Source organism: Priestia sp. SB1, from assembly GCF_038898415.1.
The window spans coordinates 248441-270767 of sequence record NZ_JBBJSS010000002.1; the positions used below are offsets into that span (position 1 = coordinate 248441).

Genomic DNA, 22327 nt, shown 5'->3' on the forward strand with positions numbered 1-22327 from the left:
AGAAAAAGAAAATGCCCAGAGTGAACCGCATCAGAGTTTCAAACATCAGAATGGACGGAGGAATGAAGGTCTTAGGAGATAAAATTTGGGAGCCAAATGGTCTAAATACAGTATTCTTGTTGGAAAATGGAGGCGGTAAAACAAGTATTATTCAATTGTTACTTCAAGTTGTTTTACCCAATTACAGTATTAAGGAAAGACCGTTAAAAAAGACTGTTGGAAAAGGAAGTTCAATTAACGTTGCTGTTGAGTGGCTTCCGGATACAGAAGATAAGCCTTTATTTGTTACAGGGTTTAGCTTTCATAACTACGGAGTAAAACAAGGTAATTTAAACAAGACATACGATTATTACTCCTACATAGCAGAATACGATTCGGATGATTCTTACAAAATTAAAACCCTTCCTTTTGTAACGGGTGATCAATTTACTACATTTAGTAATTTAAAAAAACTTTTAAAGCAAAAAGTTGATATTCAGGTTTTTTCAAATAATTATACATATCAGGATGCTCTAGAACAATACGGTATACTTGTTTCTGAATGGAAAAATATAGCTAAAATTAATGGAGAAGAAGCTGGGGTTACACCCTTTTTTGATAAAGCGGATAAAACAGAAACGCTTATTGAAAGGTTGCTTATACCTGCTTTTTTAGACAATCTTTTTTCAAGTGAAGCTGAAAAAAATTCTATTACAAATGCATTTAAAACATACAAGGATCGATTGTTAGAATTACCTATACTACAAAAGAATTTAGAAGATTTCAAGGTGGCCGGTCTGCACGCGGATCAAATTATAGATGCAACAAAGGCATATATTGATGTGAAACAGGACCTAGAAGATGCCCAGGTGTATATGTCGCAACTATACAATACGATAGTATCAACATCTCAAAATAATAAGGTTTTGTTAGAAGAGATTAAGGCAGAGATTGGAATTATTCAGGAAAAGAAACTGGATCTGGACTGGAAGATAGATTCTCACCAAGTGAAGCTAGCAGAAATTAGCTTAGGTGATGCTATAAACCACTTAAAAAGTATGGAGAAACAGGATTTTGAAATGAAAAAGCAGATTAGTTATTTGCAAAATAGAATTTCTGAGCTGAAAGCGGCAAGACATTATGAGGAATATAAAAATTATCAAACTAAATTCTATGAAATGGAAGCTAATCTAAAAGTTGCAGAGCTAGAAGCTGGAGAAAGAACAAAGGTTTTGGAGAACCTCCGCGAAAAAGTATCTGGAGAATTCGCTTTTATAAAAAATGACTTAAACCAGAAACGGAAATACTATCAAGGTTTGACAGGAGAAAAGGTTCAAAATTTAAAAGTAGTAAAAAATAAATTAAAAGATATTCAAAATAAAGTGACTGCAGTTCAAGTAGAGAAAGGTCAATTGGTTTCTCATATATCATCATTTGATAGGGAATTATTAAATATAAAAGTCCTTTTGAAAGACCGATGGAAAAATGAAGTACTAACAACTAAGAAAGCTCTTTCTGAAGAGTTTTCTAAATTAGATACTTTAATTGTAGCAAGTCAATTGGAAATTGAGAACGTTGAACAAAAATTAATGCAAGTAAACAGCGATGAACATACAAGTATTAGTCAAAGCCAAGGTTTACAGAGAGAGTTAAGAGAAACGGAAGAAAAGTTTGAGAAGTTTAGTAATCAAGAAATAGAATTAAAAAACGATGTAAGTAAGTATTTGTCTATACTTATTCACGATAATTTATTTGAAAATAAAGAGCTAGTTATTAGTAAGTTAGACAGAATGAAAAATGATTTTGAACAAGAAATAATTAAAGAAGCAACAAAATACGAGCATCGAAAAACTTTAAGGAAGTCAGTTGAACAAACAGGTTATCATATTCATCCAGAAATAGAATTGGTTAAACAGTATTTGAGTAAGAAGAGTATATATGTAATGTCGGGTGCGGAGTGGTTAATAAATTCGACACTTTCTGAAAAGAAAAAGAAAGAGATAATTAGTAAAAATCCATTGCTTACATTCTCATTGTTGTTAAATGAGAATGAAATTAATGAAGCTTCAAGAGTTTTATCAAGCTTTAAAGAAGAATTAACAATTCCTGTCTTCTTTTTAAATAAACAAAAATTAGAAATTCCTAATGAAAAAAGTGGCTTTATTCACTTGGATAATAACATACATCTCTATCATAATTTTAACGTTCGTCTAACTGAGTCTGATTGGGAAGAATGGGCTAATCAATTGGATACAGAAATGGAAGCTTGTGAACTAAAACGTGTGGAGTTAAAAGATAAGTTGAAACGTTATCAGACATTTGAGATGAAGTTAGAAAATTTTTGGGAGCATTATAATTCGGATTCTCGTGCCAATTTTTCAAACAGTGTAAAAGAGTTACAAAAGGAATTGGAAATCGTAGAATCGAATAAAGTCAATTTAGAAAACAAGAGAAGTGAGTTTTTAGAGAAAAAAGAGAAAATGAATTTAAAAGTAAACTCTATTAGAGAAGAAATTGGAAATCTTAACAATTTTATTTTTAAATTAAATGATTTTGCCCAGCGTTATGAAAACATTGAAGAAGAAGCAAAATTACTAAAACAATTACAAATAAAAATTGAAAAGTTGGCACAAGATGAACAAAATGCGCAAGATGAAATCTTGAATTTGGAATTAGAGAAGGAGAAAAGTGAACAACATTTTAATAAGCTAGGTAGTGAATTAGAAGGTATCACTAGGGATTTTGATGAGTATCATTTCATTAGCAATGTCACTATTCAATCAACAAATAAAGAGCAATACGAAAAAAATAAATTGTATTTTAAAAAGCTTATTAATGGTTTCTCTGCCGAACAAAATCAATTAAATGAAATTCGTAATCGTAAAAATGAGTATCAAAAGTTGACAGAAAAAGAAGTTCTTTTAATAAAGGAGAATGGTTTTGAAATAACTTTTTTTGAGAGTAATTTGGTCTCGTATGATAAAAGTTTATTAGGTCAACTTCAAGAAGAATTAAATTCTTTAGAAGAAGAAAATCAGCAAATTAAAAAAAGATATGAAAAAGCGAAGCACAATCATATCAGTAAAAAGACGGTGTTTGAAGGTATTGTAGATCGTATTTTTGATACGTATAATAAAAACCATTTTGAGTTTTCTACAGATCATAAAGAAGAAGTTCAATATTTTAAGAATCAAAAAGCTGCTACAAATGAAGAAGAGAACGCAATTCATTTGAAAAAAGTAGATATTGATAATAAGGAAATTCAATTTGAGAACACAATTACCCAATTAGAATCCTTTAAAGAATATTTTTTAACTTTAGCAGAGGATAGCTTGTATCTTGAAGATGATCAGTGGGATATGACAAAACCATTTATCAGTTTTAATTCAATCAGAAAAACGTTTGAGAGAACAAGGAATCAGTTAAGAGAAAAAGATAATATTATTAAAAATAAAATAGAGAAGCTAAGAGAAGACATTGAGAAAACAGGCAATACTTATTTAATAGGTATGAGTCATAACTTTGCTAATGTCCTTGAATCAAGTCGCGGTAACTATGATGAAATGATTAAGAATTTTTACTCTGTATTAGAGGCAACTGATGCGTTTAAAGAGAGTATAGAGTTTCAAAGGTCTCAATCAGAAGAAGGGCGCAATGAGCTAATTGAAATGATGTATGATCGTGCTGAACTTCTATACAAAAACATCTGTGAATTAAAAAAGTATTCGGAAATTGAAGAAAAGGGAGAAGTTGTTCCTTTATTCACAATTAGATGGGAAAAAAACGATGTACTAGATGCGAAGAACAGATTAAGAGAGTATGTAGACCAGTTGCTTGAGGAATTAGTAGAGCTTCAAAACAGTGGTGAAACAAAAGATAATTTGGAGCGAAGGTTTGAAGAAAAGGTAAATATAATAAGTATTTTAAATTGTTATGCGGAAATAGATCGCTGTATATTAAAAGCTCTTAAACCTCGTAATGAACAAATTGCAGAAAATAAAGAGTACTTCCTTTGGGATGAAGTATCGGGATGGAGTAACGGAGAAAAACACGCTTCACGTATGGCGATGTTTATTACAATTAACAGTCTCGTTAGGAAGAAACGATTCTCACAAGAGAACTCTTGGAAATTTTTAATTGCAGACAATCCTTTTGGAGAAGCAAGTGCGGATCACGTTGTAAAGCCGATGATTACACTGGCTAAAAAATCGAATACTCAGTTATTCTGCTTAACAGGAATTGAAGACAAAAAAAATTTAAATGGAATTTGATACTGTAATTAGCAATAAGTACATTGGCCAAAGAGGTATCTTAGTTTTGCATTCGGAAAGCAGAACAAAAGATTCTCTTGATTTAGAAACGTTCTATTATTCAAAAACACGATAAAAGAAAAGCCTCGTATCCTTACGGAACGGGGCTTTTTAGTTTAAATATTAATTTTTAGACATTTCTTTTTCAATGTCTGGAAATGAAATTCCGAATGGTTTAGCTGCAGTGATTAGGCCAATCATTTGTTCCTCTGTAATTGGCTCTAACTTAGGCATAGGAGCGTCTGCTTTAACAGGTATACCTACTGCCTTAACAAAGCTATCAAATCCTGCTGGATAAGCTGTAACGTTAAATTCAGCTCCCTCTGATCCTGTGACAAAAGTATGCTTAACACCTGCAGGAGCAACCACTACATCTCCTTCTTTGGCTTTAATTACATTGTTTCCTACAAAAAAAGTAATTGTGCCACGTTTAACATCAAATACTTCTTTTTCTTTGCTGTGAATGTGCGGTGGTGGTGATTGGTTAGCTAACTTTTTAATATTTAGGACAGCAAATTCACCGTTTGTATCTTCACCTGAAACAAGAATTGTCACTTTTTCATCCATAAAGTGATAAGTGTTTGTGTCATTTGGAGTTCCTAGAATTGGTTGAGTAAGTTCCTTCTTTGTCGTTGTCATTGTAATATTTCTTCTCCTCTTAAACTACTATATTTTTCTTACAGTTATATATTAATGTATAAATAGTATTTTGTGTAAATTATTTAAGTAAAAAGTTATGTTCAAATCCATTATTTATCTATTTGTTGAACCTTTAAGCTTATTTCGTTCGGTTTTGTTGGTATATTTAATAAAAAAAGAGTTATAAAATAGGGGCGGGGGTAGTATAATGCGAAGGTGTACACAACTAAAGTAATATTATGAGGTGTTTTTGGTGGGTATAGATGGTAATATGTTCTTATATAGATACAAAATACTTGAATAGGTGGGTAATTTATGAAGAAAAAGATGTTGCTAGTACTAGCAACATCAGTTGTTATTTCGTTGGCCGCTTGTAGCTCTCAAACTGATGAAAAAGCAAAAGTAAGTGGTGAAGTTAATAAGTCTAATGAAGTAGCTACTGTAGTTAGTCATAAACAGGCAAGTAAAGAAGAGCAAGAATTAGATAACAAAGCTGCTCAAGCCCTAATTAAATTGTTTAAAAGTGTAGATAAAGGAAGTGTAGATCAAGTTACTAAACAGGTAGCTTTTTTTAATGAAATTGATTCATCTAATACAGAAGAGGTAAAGAGTTTAATTAAAGAATGGAAGGATTATGATTTCTTACATAACGCGACACTTACCCCAGTTTTAGAAAGTGATATGAGCCAAGAAACAGTAGATTTATATAATGGTAACGGGGTTACAAGAGTTATGGTTGCAATGAAATATAAAGGTGAGGGCGGAAACAAGTTTAATAAAGCTTTTTATCTGGAAGAACAAGAGGATGGAGGATTTTATTTAATGGAATGGACTCCTCTAAATAATTCGGCGTCATTAAAAGATGTTAAACCTGAAGCAAGAGATAAATATAATATGCGAACTTCACAAGCAAATAGCAGTACAAGAAGCAATCAGAGTGCCAGTACAGATGAAGATTTATCAAGCGATAGTAATATCAATGGATATGTTGATGACGGTACGTTGGGTGAACTAATGAATATGTTGTTTAAAAAATATCCTGGTGAACTAGGGACAGAAATTAAATACCTAACAAGAATTGATGATCTATCCTTTAAAGTAGAGACAGATAAAGGGGATATAAAGGTAGTATTTCAAGATAACGGAGAAGCAGTAAGTTGGGCTGTTTTTAAGGGCATTAACAATGAAATCCTCCATCATAGTGACGGTTGGGAAGAAGACGGTACCGGAAATGGAAAGGTAGTACTACACGTATAGAAGAGGATGAGTCAACTAAGGAATCTTCCAAAAAAAATGATGCTGTCCAAAGAAACGATGCAAAAAGTGTGTTGAAAGCTGCATTTGCAAAGATTGAGGCTGATGATGCTCAAGGGCTTCAACCGCTATTAATTCAGGAAGATAATTTTAAGCCGGCTACTATCTAAAATGCTCAGGACGTTATTGATGAATTTAAGGGTTATGATTTAGAAAATAAGCTATCATTAAAAGTTGTTTCTATGGATGATATGTCTGACAAGGCATTAGAGCAGATGAAGAATGGTGTAAAAGGGAAAGTTGTTATTGGTACTTATGATGGAGTGATTCCGGAGGAAGTGGATTCGGGGAAACATTGGTTTGTTTCGTTAATTGAACAAAATGGAAAGCTATATCTATACGATATTGGTCCTATTGGAGAAGTAGCCGATAGTGATATAGCTGAAGTTATAAGGCCTGAATCAATGTCCAAATACGGGTTTAAATGACTTTGTTTTATATAAAATGTTTCGTAAATAAGATATAACCATTAGTTCAGTAAGCCAATTATTCTGTCTGGGGGAAACTTATGAAAAAAATGTATTCTATGTTAATTGCTTCTGCATTAGTCTTAGGTGTGACTGCTTGTAGTTCAAACTCAGAAGAAGTTTCAAAGGAAGAGAATACTTCAAATGGTTCCGATGAAAGAAAAAATGAAAGTGGCTCTGTAGTTAAAACAAAAGATAATAATCAGGAGTTAAGTGAACAGGCTATTTTGGATATACGTATGTTTTTTTCTTATATTGATGATGAGAATGTCCCGAAGATTGCTGAACTTTTAAGGCATACTGAAGGCGGGAATACAGTGCCTGATGATAAGTATGTAGAAGATTTTATACAGGAATGGAAAACATATAATTTTAAAGAAACGGCAGATTTGATGGTTATAGATACAAGTGACTTGATTAAAGAAAAGAGAGAAGAAGCGGAAAACTTTAACCATCAAATATATTGGATGATTTGCAGTTATGAGGGAGATGTAAACAATAAACTTAGTAAAGTAATTGTTGTGGCGAATTATAATGGGAAATTCTATATGGTAGATGATGTACCTGTAAGTAGTGGTATGGATGCAATACAAAAGGGGCGTTGGGATAAATATGATTTAGTTGATTCAGATCAGGTGGAAGTAGAAGAAATGCCAAATACATCTAATAAGAATATTGAGCCTGAAGAAACGCCAGACACTGCCAATGGTACTGTTAAACCAAGGGTACTTAATCCAAATACGCAAGAAGACACTAAAAGGGAAAGTAAATCATCTGAAAAGGGTGGCATAGCGTCAAATGATGATGTTTCTACTGCGGAACAAGAGACGCCTCAAAAAGAATATAATTATGATAACTCAAACGGTTACATTATTGGAGAATCACGTTTAAAGGAAGTTTTAAATGAGACTTTTTCAACTTATCCTGATTTAATAGGCTCCTATGTGGAAGAAGTTCATAGGGACGGAGATTATGGTTTTAAAGTAGTAACTAATACCAAAACTATTTACGTTTTATTTAAATCAAAAGATGGGAAAAAATGGGCTATTACAGATATTGCAACCGGTAATAAACTTATAGAAAACGGAGTTAAAGTCAGTGGAGAAAAGGCAGTTCTTTTTAATGAGACTCAATTCGATTATAGTAACAAAGAAAACCATACAATAAGCGATAGTGTATTTTCTCAAGCACTAGATGAAATTTTTGCTGAGTATTCGTATGTAGTAGGTTCGGAGATGATTTCGTTTCAAAGAAAAGCAGAGAATGAAATAGTGGTGCAAACAGATATGAGGAATATAGGAGTTAAAATTATGGAAAGTGGAGATTGGGCAATATGGGATCATAACTCAGCAAAACCTATATTAGAAGATGAAGGGTCGCTACCTTAATTAAATTGATGGTAGAGAAACAAAAAATAATGTTAAAAAAGCTTTCTGGTTTAGACTAGAAAGCTTTTTTTGTTTCTTATGCTAGGCCTAAAACTTAGGTATTGTGTTTGACAAACAACTAAAAGTAGATATCTTCTAAGGGTTTAAAACTTAGGAGGTGTTCTTCTTTTGAGAAGTCACGAAATAGATTACCAAATAGTAGGTGATGATATACAATTCGTAGTTTTGGGTTTAAATCAGGATGAAACTGTAATTGCGGAAGCGGGCAGTTTTATGATGATGGATGAAGGTATCCGGATGGAAACTTTATTCGGAAATGCTTCTGACCAAGAAAAGGGGTTTGGGAGCAAATTACTAAGTGCGGGTAAAAGAATGATATCTGGTGAAAGTATGTTTATTACAACTTTCACTAATGAACTCGAAGCGTTAAAAAAAGTAGCTTTTGCAGCTCCCTATCCAGGAAAAATTCTTTCGCTGGATTTAAGCGAGTATGGAGAAAAAATTGTTTGTCAAAGAAACTCGTTTCTTTGTGCTACTAAAGATGTAACAATTAGTGCAGAGTTAACTAAGAAGCTAAGAGCTGGATTTTTTGGGGGAGAGTCGATGCTTTTACAAAAGCTTGAAGGAAATGGTACAGCTTTTATACACGCTGGTGGTGTAATTGTTAAAAGAGAACTTCAAGCAGGAGAAGTTTTAAAAATTGATACTGGATGTCTAGTAGCGATGACACAAGACGTAGAATATAGCATTGAAATGGTAAAGGGTATTAAATCAATAGCGTTCTCAGGTAATGGGCTCTTTAATACCACATTAACAGGTCCGGGAACGGTGTGGATACAGTCTATGCCATTCAGCAGATTAGCTGGTCATATTCACGCAGCAGCACTTAATTCAGGTGGTTCAGATGGAGGGGTGCTAAATGAACTGTTTGACTAAGAAATAAAAACTAGCATTTAAGATTTTGTCTAAAAAGAAAAGCCAGTCAATATAATGACGGCTTTTTGTTTATATAATTAATAGACGACTAGCAGTGTATTAAAATAATAATAGCTGCGGATCGCTATGTGCTTCCTCTGGAATATAAATGTAGTTAGACTTTATCTCTTCATCACTAACCTCCCGTAAGAAAGTCCTCTTATTAGAAGGAGGGAATTTCTCTTTTAAGGTCTCCATAATACGCTCAAAGAAAGGTGTTATTAATTCTATGAAATTAGAATTAAGTGTATAGATAACTTCCTCACTAAACTCCTCATTTGCTCTTACTAAAGGATTTTTCAAATTGAATTTTGATAGATAAATTTCAAAACAACTTGCAAATACTTGAGTAGAGTTAAAATAAAAGTCTTTATTATATTTTGAATCGCTATACCATTTCTTTACTGAATCCTTGTCGGTAGGAAGGGTTCTTATATTTTGTAAGATAATGCGCTTATAACTATTTAAAATATGTCTAAATTCCAGTGTTTGACTATAATAATTCTCTTTTGTATTGAATAAATCGGCTAGCATTTTATCAATTTGATTGCCTAATATACGTGAATAAAAGTGTGTATTTTCATAATCAATTACTAACGTTTTGTGAGTTGGAAAGAATACACCTTCTGTTCCATATTTACCTAGCTTCTTAATTTTAAGCTTGTAGCTTTTATTATACGGGATATGGATTTCTTGCATTAAATTAAAGAAATGCTTTTGAAGATCCTTAAATTCTGTTAAGCAAACGTCTTTATCAATTTCAACTATTCCATATCGTTTAAGAAAAAAGTTAGCTGTCATTTCATTCGCATATTTTACAGTAGGTGTGCTTAGCGTTTCAAATGCTTTAGCATAATTAGTTGATTTTACGCTTTGATCATTAAATTTATACTGGATATAACTCAACTCTCTGACAAATTCTTTGCTGACGAATTGCAATATACCATCTTCTTTAAATTCAGTAATTCTTTCTGCTTGATTAGCGAAAAGATCGACATTAAATATGTGAGATACGGAATCGATAGAAGTGTTTTCAATAGCGTCATTAACATTGAAATTGTACTTTTTAGCTACTTTTAATACTCTGTTTTTAAAAGACTTTTGTGCAGGTGTTGAAAGTAGGTTACTTGTTGAGTCGAAGTGTTTTTCTACGAACAAATACTGTATTGTTCGTTTGTTTTTAGCGGCAAAGTTCAACAGTGATTGTACTGTTGCTACTTCGGCCATAAGAGTAGTCAAATCATAATAGCGATAATAACCTTTTTCGCGGTGGGCATTTGATTTTAATTTACCGTTTAATACGGAATAACCCTCTTGAGTATGTTTACCGTTTTTAATAATTATCTTCACAATAACGAGTTCCTCTTTAGTAATGCGCTCTTGATATTTAGGTAAGAGGCGGTCATAAAGTTGAGTTCTAATGCGTGAAAAAGTCTTTTTAGAAATGTTTTCGCCTTTAAAACGTTTCATTTCAGCTGTATAAGATGTATGAAACTTCAACTTCTTAAAGTAGTTCAACTGTTGCTTTTGTTGTTGTAAAGAGAAGTCTCTTTCTATAACTTCTTTAATAGAAGCAATAATAGCTACTAGTGTATCTCTGTCTTCTAATTCGTTGAGCTTATCTTTAAAATTAAATTCAGCCTCGTTTAAAAGAGCGGGAATACCTTTGTCTTTAAGTTTTTGTTGCATCTTTTCGTTTTTATTTCCTACTAGGCTGGTTGTTAACTTAATTTCTGTTGTCATTTTAAAATCATCCAATCCTTAAATATTTTGGATAGATTATAAACAGGAAGGGGGAAATAGGGATAAAAATATAAAATAAAGTTTTAAAAAACGGAAGGGTTAAAACCAAAAGTTTAAAAAGCTTTTATAATTAATAGTTAAAAAAGCCCTTTGAAATTAGGGCTTTGCTCGTTATTAAAACTTTGTTTAGAGATTATTATTTCAAAAGACCGATAATCACGCCCAATAATGCCGCGCAAAAAGTAACAAGTAATTTTTTAGCCATCTTATATTCTCCTTATTTATGTAGTTTAGGTAATCTATTTAAAAGGTTATTAATTAAGGTAATTACCTATATTTACTATTATAAGCAATTATTAAGATATAGGGCCGAAAACTAAATACATATATTAAAAAGCTCCTAATTGGACAACTTATAGCTAAAAAGGTAAAGTAAGGAATGTGTTGAATGAAATATTTAACTAAAGTGTTAGTGACTTGAAAGGGAGTATGAAATGGACAAGAGTTTATATTACTTAATTGATTTAAAAGGTTCTATTACATCGTCAAATGTTCAGTACTGGAAAGTGGATAAATTATCATCGACTAGTGATGTAAGAGAAGCAGGTATTTTTACTCTTGATGAAGCTGTAGCGTTCGTTAACAATGACTTAGAAAATAATACAGTTATGATCTTAGAAGAGAAAGTAAAAGAATTTTCAGCAGTTAGCATCTAACAATAACGAGTAGAGGAAACAAAAAAATAGTATTTTTTATTAAACCGTTACCTTTGTAATGGTTTTTTGTTTTTATCTAAATGAAACTTTTAAAGGGAACAATGTGTTTATAAGTGGACGTTTGTTAGTTGGTAGGGGAGTGCAAAAATACGGTTAAACCTCAAATGTTTAACCGTACATATTTTCTAAACCTAAATCCAGGTGTTTTAATATGTGATTAATATCTCCTTTAAAAGCAGAATGGTTAAATTCTTTACCATCTCTAAATTCCTTAATATTATTTTGTATGTTTAACCATATTTTCTCGTTGTCTAATGAAATCCTATCTTGATTTTCTCTGACTTTTTTTAATATGTGTAAGTGTCGTTTCATAAAAACATCGTAAGTAATTTCGTTGGCTTCTTTAAAAGATAATTGTTTATTTTCTGTAGCCGCTTCGCTTGTTACTTGTTCTGTTTGAGAAAAGAATTCAATAGTGTTAAACCTTATTCTGTGCCTATTAAGTAAGGGGAGGCCTAATTTTACAAAAAGCTGTATTTCAGCAGAGTCCACTGTGTCAGGTAAGTCTTCATAGTGAAACTCTTTTCTTATTAAATCTTTAACTAACTCCACTTGCTCCTTTAGAGGCAGCTTTTCAATTAAAGTTATTTGCAACTCATTTAATCCTTTATAAGCTTCTTGCTTATTTTTGTTGTGTTTATAGTGGAATTCTGCTTTTCTTAGCTCATCTATTTGTTTAGTAGAGAGAGGGATGTTTAATTTTGCTTGTTTAATTAAGTCTGCAGCGACAGGGTCATCTTTAAGGTGAAGGAAAGATGAAACATTAAACAATTCCCTTTTCTTATATTTAATAAGGATTTCATCTAACTCAATATCAATTAGGTAAAAGCCTCTTTTTATATCCTTAACAATCTGGGCATCCAAGTTTGTATGTTCTTCGAAGCAAGTACTTCCAAATTTATATTCTTTTTCTTCCTTGTTGTTATAAACGATATATTGATGCCTTAAAGAAGCTCCACAGTCGCACTTAAACGGTCTTTTTCTATATCCGCCATCTATAATAGTTTTTAAAGTCCATTCGTTTGTCTCAATGTTAACTGTGGGTGTATTGGCATTTTTATAGGTAAAGTCTGTTTTACTTCGAGATAAAACATCTAACCACTTTAATTTTTTGCATTGTACTATGTAATTGGAAATGAAATGTCGTTGTTCTTCCGTTAATGTTTTCATTAGGGAATGGGTTTCCTTTTCGCTTAAAACTTTTTTCATTTTTAGTCCTCCGTTAGTAATGCACAATTCTATATACAGATGCTTTAAAATGTTTTTAAGGTTCTCGTATATGTGCACATTTAGGTGCTCTTGACTAGTTAGGTTAATACCTTAAGTAAGTTCGAGGAGAGTAGCGGTTTTCGTTAGCGGCTAATAGTTTTGGGAACTCTAATAAGAGAGTGAATCCGTCATAGCTCAAGAAATTATATAAAGTCATAATGGTGTATGTGCTACTCGTAAAAGAGTCTCTCTATAAAGGAAATGTTGTTTCTAAGTTTCTCTTTTTCAAGTGTGTTTATAGCTTTTTAAACTCTTTAAAGAGCATTAGAGGTAATGCTTGTATTACTCTTTATATTGCTCAAAAACCTTTCTTTTTATCCATTAAAATCCATATAGCGGAGTTCTGTCGAACTCCATAAACCTGAACAAAATAAATAGCTAAAGTAAAATATATTCTGTCTTTGCGAAGACATAAAAAGAGCGTGCAAGTATGTTTGTTAGTAAAATACCTTTCCCTTTCAACTAGAAAAAAATGCTATATTATATTTAGAACATTAAAAGTTGGCGGTGATATTAATATGGATGAATTTAAAAAAGAAGAAATAATTGAATTGTTTAAAGCTATTGATTCTGCAAGATTAATGAATGCTCCAGGTAGCAAGGCGGCTCTTATAGGGCACGGAATTATGCTAGGAATACGTGAAGCCTTAGAATTAAAAAAGATTAAAATAGAAGGTATTACCGGTGCTTGGTATTACGAAAAAGATAATGAAGGCAATACGAAACGCCAAAAAAGTGCTAGTCAATTAATTAGAAAAGAAGGAAAAACGAGAGAAACCGAAATGGTGGCAGAAGGAAATACAATAGGTGTACGGTGGACACTTGAAATTTTAGGATTGGTAGAAGAAGTATCCAAGGATCGAAAAGAGTTTCTAAAGAAATATAGAAAGCATCAAGATGAGATGATTAAATCTTTGCTAAATTAATATTAAAAATAAGTACTTTAGATTGGCTATTATACAGTTGTTCTAGAAATAATTTGTTATGGTAAAAGTTGCTTTTACCTCTTTTTTTCGTATAAGCGTGAGAAAAAGAGAGGGTGATTAATTTGGATTATAACAAATCCAATTCAATTAGCTCTACAACCATTAAAAAGGGTGTAGAGAAAGAAATAAAAAATGTTAAAAAACTGAGGGGGAAGAAAAGTAAGAATCTTAAATTGATTATAGAGACCACCATTGTAGGAGTTCTATTGCTCTTAATTTCTTGGGCCCTATTAAGGTTAACTTTTTATGATTTTAATGGTTATACAGCAAATAAGAAGAATGATGAACACACTTCGGGAACTTATTTCGGTAGTGATCAAAGGAATAAGGAAATTAAAGGGGTATCTAATAAGTTTAAAACAGGTGCGGAAGTGTATTTCAGCACTTATGTAAAAGAACCCTTTAACCAAAAAGATGTAACATTAACCCTTTTAAATAAATATGGAGAAATTGAATCGACTCAAATGAAAGTTAAAGTGCCTGTAAAGCCTGAGTCAAATTATGTTTACGGTGTACTAGATCAAAAGAGTGATGGAAAGTCTTCGCTTGAAAAGGGCGAGTATATTTTCCGCGTTACAAACGGAAATAACATTTTAAGTGAAGGTGAGTTCTCAGTAGTAAAAAACAATTAAAAAAGATTAAAGGTGGCGTTGAAAATGCAAAAAGACGAATTAGATACGCTAACTGCATTTAGAGAAATAGAAAAAGCTATAAAAAGTGCAGTGCATAAGAGTCACGATACGCTTAGAGATAAATTAATTAGTGGAGTGAAAACAATCCTTGAAGAATATGAAGAGGAAAGGGAAGATACAGCTCTTTCAGAGAGGTATCTCAAGCGTTTAGGATTAAGCTCAGAAGAAATGTTAGAAATACCCAAAGGAATGTCGCCAGTGGACTATTATTTGCAAGAAAAAAGTAAAGCGAAAGAAAAATAATTAGAGCATAAAATACCTTAGCTTTACTTAATATTTAAAACGAGAAAATTGAATGCAGTTAAGGGACTAAAACAAAAAGAGCAGCTAACAGTTGCTCTTTTTTTAATAATAAAATTATAAATAATTCCAAAAAATGCTACATATTATAAGTTTAATGGTAAAATAGTTTATTAGATATACATAAAAAGGAGTGATAAGGTGAAAAAAGTACTGGTTTGTTTATTTCCTTTAGCGATTTTATGTGTTTTAACTTTAACTGGGTGCAGCCTGTTTAATGAGAAGGAAAAGGAAACGAGTAAAGCAGCGAGTACAGAAGAAAATTCAAAAGATAAAGAGTCAGAAAATGAAGAAAAGAGTAAGGCTTCAAAGGATGAAACTGAAAAGAGTAATGTAAAAAAATCTGAGACCTCTAATCAGGCTTCTTCAAGTAAAGAGAATTCTGTAACTAAGCCAAAAGAAGCTCCTAAGCAAACAACAACTAACCAAGTAGACTGGGGAGATGCTTGGACAAGAGATATTCAATTTAGGCACGGTTTATTAAAGATTACGGGCAAAGGAACAGATACGTTTAAGTTTAGGATAGACGCAACATACTCTTTTGATGCTGATGCAGTGCGAAGAGGTGCTGTCAATTATGGCGAAATAGAGGGTACTGCAAAGATTGAAGGAAACGTAGCAACCCAAACCATTCTAGACCCTTATAATGATTGTAAAATGAAGTTTGTTAATCATACTACTTATATAGAGGTTATTACACTAAATGCCTGTTCACCAGGAGGATTTAACGTATATTTTGATGGTGACTACAAGAAAGGTAATATTCCAGAAAAAGAAATTCCTATGGAAGATGATCAAGTCGAGAGTGATGAAACTAGTGAGGATACTGGTGAAGTCGAGAGTAATGAAACTAGTGAAAATGCTGGTGAAGCTGAGAACGATGAAACTAGTGAGGATACTAGTGAAGTGGATGAAGATAATTGGGAAGACAATGAAACAGGTCAGTACGATGAAAATACAGATTGGGACGATGGATATACGGAAGAGGAAAATGATGGTACTATTACATTGGAAGAGGCTAAAAGTATAGTAGAGGATTATTTACAACCGGATTCAAATCATTTTGTAGAATACAGTTCTATAACTGATGGTGATTATTTATTTTCTTATTACGCAGATGGTGAAGAAACAGCTGCGTTACTTGGAATTTACGGTGTTAATTCTGAAACAAGAGAAGTGTACAAAGTTCAATAAAAGCTTTTACTTAAGGAAGATATTAAATGAAGAAAGCTGTATTCTTATTAACAATTATAATGCTAGCAAGTTTAGGGGCATTAACAGGCTGTAGCTTATTTGGTGGAAATGATACGAACACAAGTACTTAGGCAAGTAATGAAATAGACTTAAAAAAGGAGAACGCCTGTGTTCTCCTTTTTTTTAGAATTTAAATATAAGAAAGTGAACGTGCATTCTTAAAACGGTATAATCTTCTTAGAGGGATGAAGGAGATGGTAGATTTGAGTAAATTATCCAATAGTAAGTTAGAGAGAACAGCTGTTAATAAAATTGAACAGGAAATAAATGAAGTAGGATGCTATTTGTTATCAGATATACCAGTAGGAGATAAAGGAATCTCATATGACGGTAAAATTGATGTTTTTAAAGATGATTCCGAATCTAAAGAATCTTTAATAGATAGCGTGCCTGTTCAGGTAAAAGGGACTCAAGTTGATAAATTTTCGTCAGGAAACAGGTCATTTTCTTTAGAGTTAGACCATTATAAAAATTACTATAATGGTGGTGGAGTGCTTCTTTTAGTAGTAGAGATAGAAGAAACAGGACAAGGTAAAATATATTATAAGCAATTATTAGCTAAAGAGTTAGAAGGGATTTTGAGGCAGTATGGGCACCAAAAGGAGAGAGCGGTTCAATTACGTCCTTTAAGTGAAACAAAAATATACGATGTTTGCAGGAAGTTCATTAGGGAGAGGAACTATCAACCAAGAGCATTAATTGAAAGTGATTTTGGTGAAGAAAATTTTGATTCCTATAAATTGACAAGTCTAACATATAATCCAGAAAAAGAAGAAACGAGGAATATATTTGATCACTATTTTACTGTGTATGGTGTAATAGATTCGAAAACGCCGGGAAAGAATCCTTTGCAAGTTCCTTTGGAACATATAAAGTTGGCGGGAGTAGGGGCGGAATACAAGGAAGATATTTCAGTTGGTAATAGTGTTTATAATATGAGTTCAAAGTTTTTTCAGGAACCCAATAAATCATTATGTTTGTTGGAGGATATTTTACTTTTAGAGTACGATACTAAAAAAAGAGTAAATAACTTAAAATTTAGCATTAAAAGGTTCGGTAATTTAACTTCTCAATTAAAAATAATTCCTTTTCTTATTGAGGTGTTAAAGGGGGAAAAAGCTGTTTTCCCCAATGGAGTTATTCATTTAAGTGGTGCGGGAGAAGAAGTAAATGCTCTTGTTGAAGATTTAGAGGATATATATGACTTTTTAAAAGAAATAAAGAGTGTTTATGAATACTTTGGCATTAAACAAAATATTGAAATTGGAGATGGTGAAGGCGAATATAATAAGACATTGGCTCGTTGGCGGATAATAAACGAAGCCGTTATGTATAACAAGTGTTCAGGATTCACAGTTCCAAATCCAGATATGCCTAAGTTTTTAACACTTGAAATAGGAACGAGAAACATAGTGGTATTTTATAATCCAGTGGGGACTAAAAGGATAGTAAATGCATTTAGTGATGATATAAAACCATCTAAATTCCATTTTAAATTTCAGAATAGTGAAGAGAAATTTGAACACACCCCTTATTGGCTTGTTAAATCTAATTATCTTGTAACGGCTATTAATCGAAATTTTTCCTATGTAAAAGAATCTTTTAAAGATTTTGACGCATATAAAGACGATGCTATTTTTGGAGTAACGAATGAATTTTGTTTGAATTATCTTAAAATGTATGATGAATTAAAAGACATTGAAATACTAGAATTGGTTGAGTACATTTATGAGTTGTACAATGGATATCCAAAGGGTGTATCAGAAATTGTGGTCATCAATCAAGTTCAGATTAACTTGAGGAAAAACGGAAAATTGAGTTCCGACGAAGTTAGTTTGTTGATTGGTATAAAGAATAGTAAACCGGATAATGTAGGGATACAGTTTTGTGTAAGTGTTCTTCTCGGAAGTAGACAAGAAGCGGAATATTATTACGAAAAGCTAAGTAAGGAAGATCAAACATTTTATAGTGATTTGCCTATATATCATTTGTTTAAAAAGTCTTATAAAAAAGAAGAAATGAAATAATATATTTGGAGGAGTTGTCTACATAATTAGGCAGCTCCTTTTTGCTTTGCTATTTGACTAGGAGTACGTATGTTTCAATAGACACAAATCTTTAGAACTAAATAAAAGTTTATTTTTGTAAAAAAAGAAAGAACATTCTAACAATTTAATGGTAAAATAGTTTATTGAACATACATAAAAAGGAGTGTTTTAATGAAAAAAGTATTAGCTTCGTTTTTGGTATTGATTATTTTAGGCTTAGGGGGTTTCGCTGGTTATAAAGTAATTAGTAAAAAAGATGTTCAAACCACAAGTGAACCTACTAATGTAAAACAAGAAAAAGAAGTGGAAACAATAAAACTAAAAAATGACGTTGAGACTGAAATGAATACCGCAACAGATAAGGTTTGGGAATTTTCCTTTTACAAACCGCTGGCTTCTAGTACCATTACATCAGAAAATATATATGTCATAGATCAGGATGGAAACAGAGTTGATGCTGGGGTTCAACTTAGTGGAGATCAAAAGACAATTTTAGTTAATCCTCCGAACGGTGGATATGCAACTGGTAGTTATTATGAAGTGCATTTTAAAAACCAAATAAGTTATACAACAGGTGAAAGGGTTGAAAAACCTCATCAATTAAATTTTTCTACTGATCGTGAGGAAGCAGAAGAGATCAAATTGAATCCTAAGTTAAAAGTAATAGATAATAAAAACATAATTAGTGCATCTAGTACAAGGGTTGAAGTGTCAAAAGATATTAATGAGACAGTAGAAGTGGGTGACATTCTTGTATTAAAGACAAGTAATAATCCACAAGGTCAAGCGGTAAAAGTTACGAGTACTGATAGCGAGGCTAGTAAGTACACATTGGGTGTAGAAGCTCCTAATTTTTTTGAATTATTCGACATATTAAATATTAATAAAACTTATAGTTTAACAGATGACAATTTTAAACCTGAACCTGGTGTAAAGTCTCAGGCTATTACAAGTATAGAACCACAAACTCAGATTGCCGCTAGTAATTCATCTGAGAAGAAATATGAATACAAAAATAAAACGTTTGATATGGACGTAGAAAAAAGTGGTATTGAGCTTGAAATAGAAAATTTGAAATTGGGTAAATCAAAAGCTAAGTTGTCAGGAGAACTAAATTTATATACTCCAAAAGTGGATGTAGATATTGACGTTAAACTTACAGGTATTAAAAAAGTTGAATTTGCAACTACTGCAAAAACAGATGCGCATTTACTGGTAACTAACAGCAGTAAAGGGGCAGAAAAATTAACAACTAAAGAGCTGGTTCAAGAAATTCAGAGTTCGAATAAAGGAAAAGGAAGTTTTGAGAAAAAATTAGGTTCGTTTGCAGTCCCTTTGCCTACAGCAGGTCTCTTTATTGAAGGAGATGTAGTATTACAAGGGCAAATTGATTACAAAGGTCGAATTAAATATGAGGTTAAGTTTAAGCAAACAACGAAAAAAGGGATAATTTATAAGGATAAAAAAATCAATAAAATTAATTCTAACACGGGAAAACTGGAATCTGAATTTACTGGAATCGGATCTGCGGGTTTTGCTATAGGACCGAAAATGTCATTCTCGTTAAGTGCATTCAAAATAGTTGGAGCTGGAGTCGATACATCCGTAAAAGCAAAAGCAGATGGTAAAGTAGTATCCGGAATAATGTCTAAGAATAATTTAAAGTTTCTTTGTGGAAATGCCGAAACCAACTTAGTAGGCAACGGTAACTTAGTGTTAGGTATTGATGGATTTGGTAAGAAACGTAAGAAATTAGTAGATTGGAAGATTGCCGAAGCTACATTCTTGAAAAAGAACTTTGAATTTGGTGAGTGTGAAAAAACAATATCAGTTAAAGCTAACCCAGTTAAACTTCAAATGAAAGCTGGGGAAACACAAAACCTAAAAGTTGATGAAGAATACTTTGACGTTAAAAACTTTGAAACAAAAAGGAGAACATTTAATACCAACGGATTAAAAGTAAACTTTAATCAAACTGGTGTAGCAACTATGAGTAAGAATAAAACCAATATAGCTGTCTCAGCTAAGGAGCAGCCAAAAGCCAAAAGTACAACAATGGGTTTAACTGTCACTAAGGGTAATTTAAAGGGAGATAAGTTGTCTGTCCCTATTCTTGTTACAAATTATAATGAGATCTTAAAACAAAAAGAAAAAGAAGAGCGTGAGAAAGAAGAAAAAGAAGAGCAAGAGGCTAATAATCAAGAAAAATGGGCAGGAGTATGGACGAGAGATATTAATACAGACTGGGCCGATATTGAAGTTATTAAGCAAAAAGGGGATACATTTAAACTTAGCATTAACTCAATGCATACAGACAATGCAGAAGCCGCTCGTGGAGGATATATAAATATTGGGGAGGTAAAAGGGACTGCAAAAGTAGATGGTAACGTAGCTACTCAAATAACAGATGAAATAGGCAGTGGCTGTATGGTGAAATTAACAAATCATCAAAGTTATATTCAGGTTGAATACATTACTGACTGTTCAAGCATCGGTGGAGTTTACTTTGATGGGAAATACAAAAAAGGTGATATACCTATGCCTGATTGGTGGAAGGAAGAAACTAGTGAAAATACCCCTGAAGATTCTGATGAAGGATTACAAGATGAAGATTTAGAAGGTAGTGAAGAACCTGCAACAGAAGAAGTTCCTGAAGAAGATACGCAAGGGATAATAACCTGTGAACAAGCGGAACAAGGTGTTAAAGAGTTTCTAAGTTTACCTGCCGACACAGATTTATCAGTTGTTTGCGATGGTGACATAGGTGGAGGAACATATTTTGTACGTGTATACAAATATGTAACAGATGATCCGGATAACCCTAATGGATATAATAAATACTACGGTAATTATCACGTGGATTCAAAAACAGGAGAAGTAACAGAAGCTCTTGAATAGAATTGTTACATTGGTTTATGTAAAGTGAGTTTCCTATAGGGAACTCACTTTTTGGATTGTTATGATTTACTTTTTAAAGAGTGTTTAAACATAAAATAACTTCCTAACATACATTTTCAAACTAAACATATATTTTTTTGAATATATTTAAACATACTAGTAATTTAATGGTAAAATAGTTACCTAGATATACAAAAAAAGGAGTGTAATTGTGAAAAAAGAATTATTTGGTTTTATGGTGCTTTTACTATTATGTGTTGGGGCTTTGACTGGGTGTGGCTCTTCGAATGAGAAGGAAGCCAGTACAAATAGTAATCAGGTAAAAGAAGAAGAAACAAAGAGTAAAGAAGAGAGTAAAGAAGAAAATGAAGCAGTAAAAAAGAAAGAAACTCAAGTAGATACTACTGAAGAAACAGAAAAAGATGAAAATCAAGTTGCGGAAAAAGATGAATCTTCTACAAAAAAGGAAAGTGAAAGTAAGGTAGAAGTAAACGATAAACAACCTGAGACTACTACTAGTAAAGCGAAAGTGACAGTTAGCCAAGCAGACTGGGGAAGTACTTGGACAAGAGATATCAACACGGATCGAGGAGTTATTACAATCACCGAAGCTCAAGGAGATACTTTAAAATTTTCAATTAATGCAACTCATACTAATAATGCAGAAACAGCTCGTGCTGGAAATATCAATGTTGGCGATGTAGAAGGAACTGCGAAAGTAAGTGGTAACGTAGCTACTCAAACAACAGCAGATGAGGATACAGGCTGTAGCGTAAAGATGACGAATCACCAGAGTTATATTCAAGTTGAGGCTATTACAGATTGTTCACTGGCAGGTGGATTAGGAGTATCCTTCGATGGTAAATACCAAAAAGGAAACATTCCTGAAACAGACTGGTGGAAAGAAGACGAAACAAATGATGCAACATCAGATGCTTCTGGAGAAGAAAGTGAAGAACCTGTTAAAGAAGAGGCTCCTGTAGAAGATGAGACTCCAGCTGAAGATACCCAATCGTTGTTAACTCACGAACAAGCGGAAGAGTTAATTCGAAAAATGAAAGGTTACTCTGCTGGCGATCCTATGCACTCTGTGTATTATAGCAATGATGATGAAAACGGAAATTATGTTATTCACGACTACGAGGATGTAAAAGATGATCCGAATACACCATACAGTGAAGCTCACGAAGCAACTCTTGGTTGGTATTCAGTTAACCCTAAAACGGGAGAAATTAGAGATTTAATATTAAATCCATAAACATAAATGAACCAAGAAGCTAAAAGCTCTT

Annotated in this window: 16 protein-coding genes; 13 read left to right on the plus strand and 3 right to left on the minus strand. The window is 32.5% G+C overall.

Annotated elements, in window-relative coordinates; translation table 11 throughout:
- Positions 1-11 precede the first annotated feature (11 nt).
- Complete coding sequence (locus tag WKH56_RS06620) at positions 12-4250, plus strand: hypothetical protein (protein ID WP_342834972.1); 4239 nt, start codon at positions 12-14, stop codon at positions 4248-4250.
- Between the two features lie 162 nt (positions 4251-4412).
- On the opposite strand, the gene WKH56_RS06625 is transcribed toward WKH56_RS06620, so the two are convergent.
- Positions 4413-4928 carry a cupin domain-containing protein gene (locus tag WKH56_RS06625; protein ID WP_342834973.1) on the minus strand — a complete coding sequence of 172 codons (516 nt, stop codon included), beginning with the start codon at positions 4926-4928 and terminating at the stop codon, positions 4413-4415.
- A gap of 315 nt (positions 4929-5243) precedes the next feature.
- Here WKH56_RS06625 and WKH56_RS06630 point away from each other — a divergent pair, with 315 nt between their 5' ends.
- From WKH56_RS06630 to WKH56_RS06645, 4 genes are all read left to right on the plus strand, one after another.
- Positions 5244-6185, plus strand: a complete 942-nt coding sequence (locus WKH56_RS06630; protein WP_342834974.1) for a hypothetical protein — start codon at positions 5244-5246, stop codon at positions 6183-6185.
- 248 nt (positions 6186-6433) lie between these two features.
- Positions 6434-6670, plus strand: coding sequence for a hypothetical protein (locus WKH56_RS06635; protein WP_342834975.1), 237 nt, complete (start codon positions 6434-6436; stop codon positions 6668-6670).
- Between the two features lie 80 nt (positions 6671-6750).
- A complete protein-coding gene (locus WKH56_RS06640; protein WP_342834976.1) occupies positions 6751-8097 on the plus strand; it encodes a hypothetical protein in 1347 nt (448 codons plus the stop codon).
- Positions 8098-8265: 168 nt separating this feature from the next.
- Positions 8266-9033 carry a TIGR00266 family protein gene (locus WKH56_RS06645; protein WP_342834977.1) on the plus strand — a complete coding sequence of 256 codons (768 nt, stop codon included), beginning with the start codon at positions 8266-8268 and terminating at the stop codon, positions 9031-9033.
- Between the two features lie 99 nt (positions 9034-9132).
- Here WKH56_RS06645 and WKH56_RS06650 read toward each other — a convergent pair whose 3' ends face one another.
- Positions 9133-10815, minus strand: coding sequence for a hypothetical protein (locus WKH56_RS06650; RefSeq protein WP_342834978.1), 1683 nt, complete (start codon positions 10813-10815; stop codon positions 9133-9135).
- A gap of 494 nt (positions 10816-11309) precedes the next feature.
- Here WKH56_RS06650 and WKH56_RS06655 point away from each other — a divergent pair, with 494 nt between their 5' ends.
- Positions 11310-11531 (plus strand): hypothetical protein, encoded by a 222-nt coding sequence (locus tag WKH56_RS06655; RefSeq protein WP_316910573.1) that lies wholly within the window; start codon positions 11310-11312, stop codon positions 11529-11531.
- Positions 11532-11699: 168 nt separating this feature from the next.
- On the opposite strand, the gene WKH56_RS06660 is transcribed toward WKH56_RS06655, so the two are convergent.
- A complete protein-coding gene (locus tag WKH56_RS06660) occupies positions 11700-12800 on the minus strand; it encodes a hypothetical protein (RefSeq protein ID WP_342834979.1) in 1101 nt (366 codons plus the stop codon).
- 578 nt (positions 12801-13378) lie between these two features.
- Between WKH56_RS06660 and WKH56_RS06665 the strand changes: the two genes are divergently transcribed.
- The 7 genes from WKH56_RS06665 (at position 13379) to WKH56_RS06695 (ending at position 22296) form a co-directional block, all read left to right on the plus strand.
- Positions 13379-13786: a hypothetical protein gene (locus WKH56_RS06665; RefSeq protein WP_342834980.1), complete on the plus strand. Its 408-nt coding sequence runs from the start codon at positions 13379-13381 to the stop codon at positions 13784-13786.
- Positions 13787-13908: 122 nt separating this feature from the next.
- Positions 13909-14478, plus strand: a complete 570-nt coding sequence (locus tag WKH56_RS06670) for a hypothetical protein (protein ID WP_342834981.1) — start codon at positions 13909-13911, stop codon at positions 14476-14478.
- Positions 14479-14502: 24 nt separating this feature from the next.
- A complete protein-coding gene (locus WKH56_RS06675) occupies positions 14503-14781 on the plus strand; it encodes a hypothetical protein (RefSeq protein WP_342834982.1) in 279 nt (92 codons plus the stop codon).
- Positions 14782-14979: 198 nt separating this feature from the next.
- Positions 14980-16032, plus strand: a complete 1053-nt coding sequence (locus tag WKH56_RS06680; protein ID WP_342834983.1) for a hypothetical protein — start codon at positions 14980-14982, stop codon at positions 16030-16032.
- 263 nt (positions 16033-16295) lie between these two features.
- A complete protein-coding gene (locus WKH56_RS06685; protein WP_342834984.1) occupies positions 16296-18119 on the plus strand; it encodes a DUF4365 domain-containing protein in 1824 nt (607 codons plus the stop codon).
- Positions 18120-18311: 192 nt separating this feature from the next.
- Positions 18312-21038, plus strand: a complete 2727-nt coding sequence (locus tag WKH56_RS06690; protein WP_342834985.1) for a hypothetical protein — start codon at positions 18312-18314, stop codon at positions 21036-21038.
- Positions 21039-21249: 211 nt separating this feature from the next.
- Positions 21250-22296: a hypothetical protein gene (locus tag WKH56_RS06695; protein WP_342834986.1), complete on the plus strand. Its 1047-nt coding sequence runs from the start codon at positions 21250-21252 to the stop codon at positions 22294-22296.
- Positions 22297-22327 lie beyond the last annotated feature (31 nt).